Raw genomic sequence first — 11,926 nt, forward strand, 5'->3', positions numbered from 1 at the left:
TTGAACAAGCTAGGACTTTGCTTGATGGATCTTGGGTTTAGCGCGTTTCCCCAGTCTTATTCACAAGCTTATCCACAGAACCTGTGGAAAGAATGCAAACCCGCCTCCCTCAAGGCTTTGCTGCCGATAGCCCGCATGCGACAGTGATCAAGCGGCTATAAAAAGCACGAGCATTCGCAATGGCGCCGCTTGGTGTTTTTCGCTACCGGAGCCGTGCCTCAGAAATCAGCAATTCCAACCCAGGTGAGTCTGAATGTACGCAAATGTTGTGCTGGACGTACCGCTGGCCAAGGCTTTCGACTACCACGCCCCAGAGCTGACACACGCTGATATCGGTCGTAGGGTGTTGGTGCCCTTTGGCAACAAGCTCAGGGTGGGGCTGGTGGTGGGAGTGTCGAGCCAGCCCGAATACGCCAGTGAACGCATAAAAGCCCTCTCTGCAGTGCTGACTGACATGCCGCCACTTGGCGAGGATTTGCTGCAGCTATTTCGTTTTTGCAGCAATTACTATCAGCATCCGCTCGGACAGGTGGTATTCACCGCCTTGCCCGGCCGGTTGCGCGATCCCAAGCCCTTTGCGACGCGAGAGCGCTGGCGATATCAGTTGCAGTCGGTGCAAGCGTTGATTGCGCAGCTGCCAGCTAGGGCGATTTTGCAGCATCGGCTGGCCAGCTTATTGACCGAGCCTCGTAGCGAAGCAGAAATCCGGCAGATTTCACCAGGGGCATGGAAGATCGTGCGGGAGTGGCTTGCTGCGGGCTGGGTGACAACAGTGACCGAAGCCCCGGTATCGGTTTCAGCTGAGGCTGGCAAACCTTTGAACGCCGAGCAACAGGCGGCCGTGGCTGAAATTGCCGCAATACGCGGGTTTCAGCCATTTCTGTTGTTCGGGATTACAGGCAGTGGCAAGACCGAGGTCTATCTGGAGGCCATTGCCAACGTGCTACGCCAGGGCCGGCAGGCGTTGGTGCTGGTGCCGGAAATCAACCTTACCCCCCAGCTACAGTCCCGATTTGCCGGTCGCTTTCCCGGCGTGAACCTGGTGAATCTGCATAGCTCCGTGGCCGATGCCGAGCGTGCCGCCAACTGGCTGCAGGCGGCGCGTGGAGAGGCTGCCATCGTGTTGGGTACCCGGCTGTCAGTTTTCGCGCCCATGCCCAAGCTCGGCATCATCGTGGTGGATGAAGAGCATGACAGTTCCTTCAAGCAACAGGACGGATTGCGCTATTCAGCCAGGGATCTGGCGGTATGGCGGGCTCATCAGCGCCAGGTTCCCATTGTGCTCGGTTCCGCCACGCCCAGCCTCGAAAGTTGGTACAACGCGCAAAACGGGCGCTATCGCCGACTGGATCTTCATCAACGGGCCGTAGCAGGCGCTCAGCCGCCGAATGTCCGACTAATCTCCACCAAGCATGTCGAGTTGCAGGATGGGCTGCATCCCTTTGTCTGGTCCGAATTATCCGAACGGTTAAGTCGGCGTGAGCAGGTGCTGGTATTCGTCAACCGACGTGGCTACTCCCCGGTGCTGTTTTGCGGGGAGTGTGGTTGGATGGCCGCATGCACCCAGTGCACGGCCCGGATGACCGTGCACCTGTCCGAACGGCGTCTGCGCTGCCATTACTGCGGAGCGGATAGCGCGATTCCCCGTGCATGTCCCGGCTGCGGCAATGCGGATCTGCACCCCTTGGGACACGGTACCCAGCGGCTCGAAGCCGCGCTGAGCTCGCGCTTTCCTCATGCCAGGGTTTTGCGGGTGGATCGAGATACCACTCGCCAGAAAGGCAGCTTCGAATCCGCGCTGGATGCGGTACATGGCGGCAAGGTAGACATTCTGGTCGGCACCCAGATGCTGGCAAAAGGGCACGACTTTCCCCGGCTGTCCCTGGTGGTTGTTGTCAACGCCGATGCAGGCTTGTATAGCGCAGACTATAGAGCTGCAGAAAGGCTTTATGCTCAACTTGTACAGGTTTCTGGTCGTGCTGGCCGAGCCCAGATCAGCGGGGATGTGCTGGTGCAGACCGATTTTGCGGAACACCCACTCTATGCCGCTCTGGTGGCGCAGGACTTTCCGGCCTTCGCAGATTTTCAGCTGGCCGATCGGCGCGTTGCGGGTTTTCCGCCTTTTCGGCATCAGGCTGTTCTGCGTGCCGAGGCAGCCAAGCTCGAAATAGCCATGCAGTTTTTACAGGAAGCTACGGCGTTGGCACCTGACGTCTCCGGGGTGACGATTTATGACCCCGTACCGGCTAGCCTCACCCGTTTGGCGGGTATGGAGCGTGCGCACATTCTGATTCAGAGCGCCTCGCGGCCGGCACTGCAAAACCTGTTGACCACCTGGCAAACATCGCTGCGTGATATCAAGACCCGGCAGCTTCGCTGGGCACTCGATGTCGATCCGCAAGAATTTTAGATTGTCCAACATAAGGGTTTTCCCACCCCTTTTTTTGCACCGAACTGGTGCGGTGTAGGTTCTTGTGTGCGTTGCGTATTGGCTTATCTTGTTGAAATGAATGAATAATTTAAATTGCACTATTGCAGTGCATCAAAACTCATTGTTCGGAATGATTGACAGACAGGAAATGTCACGTTTACCTTAGGGACGCCTTGTAGAGAAAAGTCACAAATCGAAAAGCGGCCCGATTCTTGTTTCGGAGACATGTCGGGTAAAGCGGAAATAAATCCGACGCTGGATGAACGAGCTACTGGGCGCAGAGAAACTATCCAACCATTTGAGAACGACGGAGTGAATCAATGAGGCTGACTGCTTCCCACCAAGCAATTCTTCTGGCTTTTGCAGGCGTTGTTGCTGCATCTTCTGTTGCCCACGCTGCTGCTCCAGCACCGCGTTACATTGTTACCTTCAAGCAAGACCAGGAATCGCTGTCCAAAGCAGCAAGCGTCCGTGCTTATGGTGAAGTGAAGCGCGAGTTGGCTGAGCACGGTTCTGTTGCAATGGAACTGTCCGCATCAGCATTGAAGTCTGTTCAGAATCACCCCAGCGTAGCTTCTGTTGAAGTCGATGCACCTCGCTACCCCCTGTCGAACGAACTGGCTGCAGCAGGCCAAGTAGTTCCTTACGGCATCAAGATGGTTCAGGCTGATCTGCTCAGCGATGCCAATGCAGGCAACCGCAAGGTTTGTATCATTGACTCTGGTTACGATCTCTCTCACGAAGATTTGGCTGCAAACAACGTTACTGGTGACGACGACCCATTGGGCACAGGCAAGTGGTCCGTCCCTGGTGGCCCCCACGGTACCCACGTGGCTGGCACCATCGCTGGCATCAACAATGCCGTTGGCGTTGTAGGCGTATTGCCGAACAAAAAAGTTAAGCTGCACATTGTTAAAGTATTCAGCGAAGGTGGCTGGGCTTACTCGTCCGACCTGGTTGCTGCAACTGACAAGTGCAAGGCCGCTGGTTCCAACATCATCAGCATGAGCTTGGGCGGTGCTGCATACAGCTCTGCCGAGAAGAAAGCATTCGACAAGCTGCTGTCCGCTGGCGTTCTGTCAATCGCTGCTGCTGGTAACGATGGCAACAGCACCATGTCCTACCCCGCTTCGTACCCCGCTGTAATGTCTGTTGCAGCGCTGAACGACAAGAAGGAATGGGCTGACTTCTCCCAGTACAACAGCGCTGTAGCGATTGCTGCTCCAGGTGTTGACGTACTGTCGTCCGTAACCATGGGCGAAGGCCGTGATGCTACGCTGACCGTTGATGGCGCAGCAGTAACCGCTTCTGTTTTCACTGGCTCCCCAGTGAAGACTGCATCGGCAGCTCTGGCTGATTGCGGTATCGCAGACAGCGTATGTAAAGATGTGTCGGGCAAGGTTTGTCTGATTCAGCGTGGCACTGTCAGCTTCGCAGTCAAGGTCAAGAACTGCCAGTCCGGTGGTGGTATCGGCGCTATCGTTTACAACAACGCTGCTGGCATGCTGAACGGCACGCTGGGTACTGAAGTTGTATCGATCCCGGCTCTGGGTGTTTCCGACACTGACGGCGCAGCTTTGAAGGCCAAGCTGGGCAAGACTGCTAATGCAGCAGTTGTTGCAACCAACTACTCCAAGATGAACGGTACATCGATGGCAACACCGCATGTATCTGCTGTTGCTGCCCTGGTATGGAGCTACTTCCCGACCTGTACAGCTTCCAACGTGCGTAAGGCTCTGCAAGCAACTGCAGAAGACCTGGGTGCATTGGGCCGTGACACCAAGTACGGCTACGGTCTGGTTCGCGCCAAGGCCGCTAAGGACTACATCAGCAAGTACGGCTGCCAAGGTCTGTAATCTCTACTGCGGGCTGATTTCAGCTCGTGGAAATGTTGGAAACAAAAACGGGGCGGAAACGCCCCGTTTTTGTTTTTATATGGGACGCTATATAAAATCAGGGTCGGATGGATTGGTTTGTGCTATTTCCTCTGGCTCTCCTCAAACAAAATGCGTCATTTCCCCTTTCAAAGAAAATGTCTTCTTTTCTACGCATCTCTTTAATTTATATCGTCATTATATTTAGCATTCCAACGGCCTGGGCGCGACAGCCTCTAGGCAGCAAAGCCATTCCTCCTGGCGTAAAGCAGGCATTGGCCAAACAGCGAATACCTCTGATGTCGCTGGGGTTGGCGGTGCTGGATCCCGAAGGGCGGCCCCTGCTGATGCATCAGGCAGACAAGGCTTTCAATCCAGCTTCCACCATGAAGCTGCTGACGACCTTCGCTGCGCTGGATTTACTCGGGCCGGCGCATCAGTGGCGCACCGAGTTGTGGAGTACCGCGCCGGTAGTCAATGGGGTACTCAAAGGTGATCTTTATATTAAAGGTCAGGGAGACCCCAAGCTGACGATTGAGTCTATGTGGTTATTGCTGCGAAAGCTGCGGGCGGCGGGGATTCATACCATCGAAGGTCGGCTGGTTCAGGATCGGACAGCGTTTGGCCAAGTTGCGGTGGAGAATGAAGCCCAATTCGATGAGCAACCGGAGCGAGCCTATAACGTCAAGCCAGACGCATTGCTGATCAATTTCAAGGCAGTCGGTCTCGACATTCAGTCGGACTCGCAAAAAATTGTCGCCCGTTATGAACCTGCACTGTTCGGGGTGGCGCTGGATAATCAACTCGCGCTGGTTGATGGTGATTGCGAGCTTTGGCGCAGTGGCATGGAGCGTGTAAGGATTGAGGGAAGGCGCCTGCTACTGGCTGGTCGCTTTCCCCGTCAGTGTCATCAGCTGTTTTATACCGGGCTGCTGACGCATTTTGAGTTTGATGATCTATTGATCCGCGCTCTATGGAGCGAGATGGGCGGCAAGCTGATCGGAGAAGGGGCCGACGGCCGGGTGCCAGCAGAGGCCCATCTGATCGCCGCACACGCTTCTTCCCCCTTGGCGGAGCTGGTGCGGGATATCAACAAAGTCAGTAACAATGTGATGGCCAGGCAGTTATTTCTTGGATTGGGCGTGGGGCGGGATGATACGCAACCATTGCGTACCAATGCCCGTTTGGCGGTAGAAAGCTGGTTGCATGGCCAGAACCTGCGTTTTCCTGAGCTGGTTCTGGAAAATGGCTCGGGATTATCTCGAAGCGAGCAGATCAGCCCTGCGCATCTGGCCAGCCTGCTGCAGCTGGCGCGAAACCACCGATATGGGCCTGAATTGATGGCGTCGCTGCCGATTGCCGGGGTTGATGGTACCTTGCGCCGCCATTTTGTCGACACAGGTCTTGCCAGCGAGGTGCGCGCCAAGACGGGCTCGCTGGATAATGTCCGGGCCTTGGCGGGCTACGTGCGCGACCGGCAGGGACGTGGCCGCATCATGGTGGCCATGATCAACCATGATCGGGCCGAGGCCGCTTGGCCTGTGTTCGAAGCACTGGCAAAGTGGGTGGCGTCGGGAGGCAGTCGAACCCACGCGCGGTGAGGTAGGCTCACCCCGTGCCGGGTCTCTTGAGGGGCGGTGATGATCGGGAGTGTTCGCTCAAGGTCAATCATGGGTCAAGCCGCTTTGATGCCCAACTGCAAGGTGGGCCTAGGCTACTGCCTGCCTGTCTTCAGCCTGGTTTACCTGATCGGCTTTCAAAATGCCCCGTGCGCATGATGTAGGAAGGCCGGGGGCCTGCGCTGCTCTTGTAGAATCTCTACTTTCGTTTCCTCTATCGGAACTCGCATGCAATATCAGGATCTCCGCGACTTTATCTCCCAGCTTGAAGCGATGGGGGAGTTGAAACGGGTCAAGGCTGCTGTATCCCCCGTGCTCGAAATGACTGAGGTGTGCGACCGCATGCTGCGACAAGCCGGGCCGGCACTCTTGTTCGAAAACGTGCCAAGCTATACCACGCCCGTGCTGGGCAATTTGTTTGGTACGCCGAGGCGAGTAGCGCTGGGGATGGGGGCGGACGAAGTATCGGCCTTGCGGGAAATTGGCAAGTTGCTGGCTTATTTGAAAGAACCGGAGCCGCCCAAAGGCTGGCGGGATGCCATAGATAAATGGCCCCTGTTGAAGCAAGTGCTGAATATGGCACCTAAGGAAGTGCGGTCGGCACCCTGTCAGGAAGTGGTGGTGGAGGGAAATGAAGTGGATCTTGGCAAGCTGCCGATCCAGCATTGCTGGCCCGGCGATGTGGCGCCATTGATCACCTGGGGGCTGGTGGTGACACGCGGCCCCTATAAGAAGCGCCAGAATCTGGGGATTTACCGACAGCAGGTACTTGGTCGTAATCGTGTCATCATGCGCTGGCTGGCACACCGGGGTGGGGCGCTCGATTTTAGGGAATTTGCGCAGGCCAACCCTGGCAAGCCCTTCCCGATTTCTGTGGTCCTTGGTTGCGACCCCGCGACGATTCTCGGCGCGGTGACACCCGTGCCGGACTCGCTGTCTGAATATCAATTCGCAGGCCTGTTGCGGGGGTGTCGCACCGAACTGGTCAAGAGCCTAGGAAACGACCTGCAAGTACCGGCAAGAGCAGAGATCGTTCTGGAGGGACATATCTACCCCGATGCCAGCTCTCCCACCGGCTATGAGCAGGCGCTCGAAGGCCCGTATGGCGACCATACCGGTTATTACAACGAGCAGGATTGGTTTCCGGTATTTACCATCGACCGCATCACGACACGCCGTAACCCGATCTACCACTCCACTTACACCGGCAAACCACCGGATGAGCCAGCGGTGCTAGGGGTAGCCCTGAACGAGGTATTTGTCCCCATCTTGCAAAAGCAGTTTGGCGAGATTGTGGATTTTTTCCTTCCACCAGAAGGGTGTTCATACCGCATGGCCGTGGTATCGATTCGCAAGCAGTATCCCGGCCACGCCAAGCGGGTGATGTTCGGTATCTGGTCCTTTCTGCGGCAGTTCATGTACACGAAGTTCATTATCGTCGTCGATGACGACGTAAATGTGCGTGACTGGAAGGAAGTGATGTGGGCTATCACCACCCGCATGGATCCGATGCGTGATACCACCCTTGTTGACAGCACGCCCATTGACTATCTGGATTTTGCCTCACCAGTATCGGGCCTCGGCTCCAAGATGGGGCTCGATGCCACCAATAAGTGGCCGGGCGAGACGACGCGTGAGTGGGGCACCCCCATTGTCATGGATGAGGCGATAAAGCAGCGGGTGGACAGAATTTGGTCTGAAATCAACGTCATATAACCACTCAAAAAGCACCAGTAATTACGGAACTGCCCACTTGGCTAGCAGGCGTGGGACGGCTATAACGTTACTAGCCGGCCCGCTTGACAACACAGGGAATTACTGAGTTGTCAGATGAGGTTTTGAGCCAACGCTTACTTAGTCTGTTTACTACAGGGGGTAGTCATGGTTGCCAAGGTGAAACGTTTTTCAATCGGTGCAGGGTTCCTTCTCGCCGCGCAGGCAGCATTCGGTAAATCTGGAGATGGAACCACCACCACCCAGCCGGTAGTTGGTGTGGATCGCCTCATTCTTGAAGAAGCGCCCTCCAAGAACGTGAAGATCTGCTTCCGCCCAGGCACTGGCCCAGGGCCGGGAACGCCGGGGACAGGAACGACTCCTGGTACAGGAACCCAGCCAGGTACCGGTACAGGTACAACTACACCTGGTACCGGTACGGGTACCACGCCAGGCACGGGTACCGGTACCACCCCTGGCACGGGGACGGGAACGACGCCAGGTACGACGGGTACTGGCATGACCGGTTCCAAGACCGACAACCGTCAGTTGGGAACAAACGTTGTCAGTATCGTCATGGGGTCAGAAACCACCGACGTTCAGCTGTCCTTTGCTGTGGGCGACATCCTGCCGGATACCTCGGCCAAGAACATGATGTTGTTCATTGCGTATTCGAATAAGGTCGAAACCACACCACAGCTGCAAACCAAGAACACGCAGTTCCCGTTCTTGCTGAGTGGTGGTTTGAATATCCTTACTCAATACAAGGTTCCACCTCTGGCAGAGTTGGCCCAGGGTGAGACCACCATTGGCAAGTCCACAGGCAAGGCCCGAGCCAAACTGACATTCGATGTAACACTCGACAAGACCAAGGTGCAGTCGTTGATGTCCGATACCGGGCACAAGCTGTATGTTCAAGCCGGCTTGATTCCTGAAGAAGATTTGGCGGCAGGCAAGTTTACGAATTTGATCTTGTCTGAAGTGGACACCATCAACTTTGTTGCCAACAGCTGCCCAACCGATACCACAACCAACGTTAATGCAACGGGTTCAGGTGGCAAGTCAACCGGTAACGGTGGATCCACCGGCTCTGGCAAGACCGGCGGAAGTACCGGCGGCACAGGCGGAGGTACTGGTGGTGGCAAGACAGGTGGCGGTACATAAGCGTTTCTGATGGATTGTCGTCGCGCTGTCGGTAAGCCGTCGGCGCGACGACTGCAATCTGTCTGCTGGATCACCGTACCGTCCGGAGGCGCCAATGCTGATGCAAAACCGTGGAAATACCTTGTTGCTGCGGGCGATCTCGCCCGATGACTCGGCTTGGCTGGCTAAAACTTATGCCAACACCGAGTTTGTGACGCTGTACTGCTCAACCGTGAATGCTGTGGATGAAGACACCATCCGGCAGTCGCTGATTGAGCGCGACAAGCTTTCCCCGGAGCAGGTTGGGTTTATTGAATATGTGATCGTGCATCCAAAGTTTGATCGGATCGGCTTGGTGACTCTGGGTAACTACTCACCTCTGCACAGTCGGGCGGAATTCCTGATTGGCATCGTTGATCCGGCGCATCGCCATTCCATGTTCAGCGTTGAGGCAACTTTGCTGACGCTGGATCTGGCCTTCAATGCTTACCATCTCAATAAAATCTTTACCTACGTCTACGGCTACAACGAGTATTCCGAGCGGAATACGGTGAAATTCGGCTTCCGGCAGGAAGGCTTGCTAAAGGAACACCACTTCTGCCAGATTGAAAATCGCTTTGTTGATCTCTACATCAACGGCATGACCTTGGCAGATTTCCGCAACAATGAACGTATCGCCGGATTCAGCCGCAAGCTACTGGGGCGGGACATCACCCTGGCGCCGCAACGATTGCAAGGGCCGGCGGTGCAGGAAGTGCCGGTTGAAAACCCATCACGCCTGATCGATGCGCTACGCAACTTGGCGACTGCCGCTGGCTCGGTACATTGACCGTCTATAACTTGGCCAAAAATTGCGTAATCGCGGTGCATTTTCCCTTACGGTATGGGTTGCAACTCAGTTTCTCAAACTGATGGCTTGTTCGCCTGCAGCAGGTCGGTCGCGGTGGTTTGATGTGCCTTGGACGATCCGGGTGCTGGGCTGACGCAGCACGCTGTCCATGAAGTCCATTTTTTCCCTTACAAAATAAGGCCGCAGGTGATTGCTGTCTTTGTATAGCGGTCGTCCCTGCTCATCCAGAACGCTGCACTGCCCAGCCGGACAGACCTGTTGTGCCGGGTCCAGTACGGTGGCCCCAGCGGCTTCTGCCAGCATGCGTATCTCCTGATTGAGCGCTTCCTGCTCGGTTTGAGCGGGAAACTGCTGCCGGAAGTCACGTGTTTGCGGATGTAGAGTAAAAGTCTGGCTGCGTCGCCAATGTGCCTGACCTAGCATGCCCAGCGGATCAAACCGCTTGTCGGCAGGGTTGTCGAGCAACACATACACCGTGTAACGGTGCCGCAGATCACGAATGAACTGTTTGAAGCTGCCTAGCGCCTTGTCCCGGCCTTGTCCGCCGCGAAACTCTTCTCTGTCCTTGTCCTTTTTGAAATAGTACCGATAGTGGTCACCCGGCTTGGGTTCTCGTGCAGTCTGCTCAATGAAGTAACCGGCCCAGTAGGCACCCAGCACGACGGTATGCACCGACGGATGCTCGGCAAGAAACTGCTCGAATCGCTTGGTGAAGTTGAGGCACTGACCGTGCTCATCTTCAAAAACATTGGGTATGGGCAAGCAGCCCGGAGCGGTCACAAAGGCTGTTGGCCGGGCCTGCCCGGCGTCAGACAGGCTGCTCACCCTCGGCCCATACTGCTCGACATGGGAGTCGCCAAACAGCGCTACCTCGGGGTGGCTGCTTTGGTTGACATGAATGTCCAATCCGCTTACCTGACGCTTGGTTAGCTGACCTGGATAGTCCCAGTCGCCAATGGCTTTGGCAATTTCCGGGTTGAAGTAGTCATCCATGCGAGTTTTCGGCCAGTCCTTGTTGAATCCGACCAATCCCCCCAGGGTGGCTACGACTAGCATGCCGGCGGCTAATCCTCCTACGGCCATACGAGGAGGGAGGCTGTGACGGATCGGTTGCTCGACAAAGCGATAGGTCAGATAAGCCAAGGGGAAGGCCAGAAGTACCAGAGATGCCCGGACTGAACGGGTGGGGTCAATTTCCTCGATGATGAAAGCGAACGACAACAGGGGCCAGTGCCACAAGTAGAGTGGGTAGCTGATAAGCCCGATACCGACCGCCAATGGGTTGCCAAGGAGTAGTCGGCACAGCCAGGATTGCTGACCCGCCAGGATCAACAAACAGGTACCGCCAACCGGCAGCACAGCCCATAGGCCAGGAAAGGCGCGATGACGATCAATCAGATAGAAGCCGGCCAGCAGGCAGGTTAACCCGGCCAATGCCAAGGGTTCACGTAACCAGGGGCGCGTGAACAGGTGGTCGAGAGACGCAGGGATGCGTGTCAGCAAGGCACCAGCGAACAGTTCCCAGATGCGTGTCAGGGGTGAGTAAAAAGTCGCCTCGGCATCGTGTTTCACCCCTTTCAGGTTCAAAGCGAAGGACGCTGTAAAAATCAGCAGCATGACCAGCGGCGTTGCCCGCTTCTGGCGCCAGATCAGCCAGGCGAGTAATGGCCAGACCAAGTAGAACTGCTCCTCAATGCCGAGGCTCCATAAATGGAGCAGGGGTTTAGTATCGGCGGCGGTGTCAAAGTATCCGCTTTCGCCCCACAGGACGAAATTCAACACAAAGCCACTCGCGGCCAGTATATGTCGCCCCAGTTGCTGGAATTCGGTACTGATCAGGACCAGCCAGCCAGCGATCAGACAGCTCGCCAACATCAGCAGCAGGGCTGGAAAGATACGGCGGATACGGCGGATATAGAACTGGGCAAAACTGAAGGTTCCATCAGCCAGCTCGTTGAGGATGATGCGGGTGATCAGGTAGCCAGAGATGACAAAAAAGACATCAACGCCAATGAATCCACCTTGAACCCGGGTTGGAAAGGCATGAAACAGAATGACAGCCAGCACGGCAATGGCGCGCAGGCCATCAATCTCCGGTCGATAGTTTGAAGCGTTACGATACTCAGATGATCCTGGCATGAGAAATGGATGGATGGGTTGAATGGTCGCAAGCGCGGGTAACGATCCCTGATTCCGAGCCTGGCCCGGCCAGATCGGAAATAAAACCTCAATGAGCGAAATGGCAAACGTACAAACGACTTGCGGGGACGCACCCCCAAGTCGAGTCAATTTAGGA

At 55.9% G+C, this 11,926-nt stretch carries 7 protein-coding genes; 6 read left to right on the plus strand and 1 reads right to left on the minus strand.

The genetic code is table 11. The features are described from left to right. The first annotated feature begins 253 nt into the window (after window positions 1-253). The 6 genes from PZA18_RS04370 to PZA18_RS04395 all read left to right on the plus strand — a co-directional run bounded on the left by PZA18_RS04370 (window position 254) and on the right by PZA18_RS04395 (window position 9,609). Entirely contained in the window at window positions 254-2,410 is a 2,157-nt protein-coding gene (locus tag PZA18_RS04370; RefSeq protein WP_284099579.1) for a primosomal protein N', read from the plus strand. A 341-nt stretch (window positions 2,411-2,751) separates the two neighbouring features. Then, window positions 2,752-4,287: a S8 family serine peptidase gene (locus tag PZA18_RS04375; protein ID WP_284099580.1), complete on the plus strand. Its 1,536-nt coding sequence runs from the start codon at window positions 2,752-2,754 to the stop codon at window positions 4,285-4,287. Window positions 4,288-4,463: 176 nt separating this feature from the next. Then, entirely contained in the window at window positions 4,464-5,906 is a 1,443-nt protein-coding gene (dacB, locus tag PZA18_RS04380) for a D-alanyl-D-alanine carboxypeptidase/D-alanyl-D-alanine endopeptidase (protein ID WP_284099581.1), read from the plus strand. Window positions 5,907-6,152: 246 nt separating this feature from the next. Beyond that, the gene (ubiD, locus tag PZA18_RS04385; RefSeq protein ID WP_284099582.1) at window positions 6,153-7,640 is read left to right on the plus strand and encodes a 4-hydroxy-3-polyprenylbenzoate decarboxylase; all 1,488 of its coding nucleotides are present in this window, start codon (window positions 6,153-6,155) and stop codon (window positions 7,638-7,640) included. Window positions 7,641-7,805: 165 nt separating this feature from the next. Further along, window positions 7,806-8,801, plus strand: a complete 996-nt coding sequence (locus PZA18_RS04390) for a hypothetical protein (protein WP_284099583.1) — start codon at window positions 7,806-7,808, stop codon at window positions 8,799-8,801. A 94-nt stretch (window positions 8,802-8,895) separates the two neighbouring features. Then, entirely contained in the window at window positions 8,896-9,609 is a 714-nt protein-coding gene (locus tag PZA18_RS04395) for a GNAT family N-acetyltransferase (RefSeq protein WP_284099584.1), read from the plus strand. A 66-nt stretch (window positions 9,610-9,675) separates the two neighbouring features. On the opposite strand, the gene PZA18_RS04400 is transcribed toward PZA18_RS04395, so the two are convergent. Then, a complete protein-coding gene (locus tag PZA18_RS04400; RefSeq protein ID WP_284099585.1) occupies window positions 9,676-11,769 on the minus strand; it encodes an acyltransferase family protein in 2,094 nt (697 codons plus the stop codon). Between the last annotated feature and the right edge of the window lie 157 nt (window positions 11,770-11,926).

The organism is Parachitinimonas caeni, from assembly GCF_030129945.1.
Classification (GTDB): Bacteria; Pseudomonadota; Gammaproteobacteria; order Burkholderiales; family Chitinimonadaceae; genus Parachitinimonas; species Parachitinimonas caeni.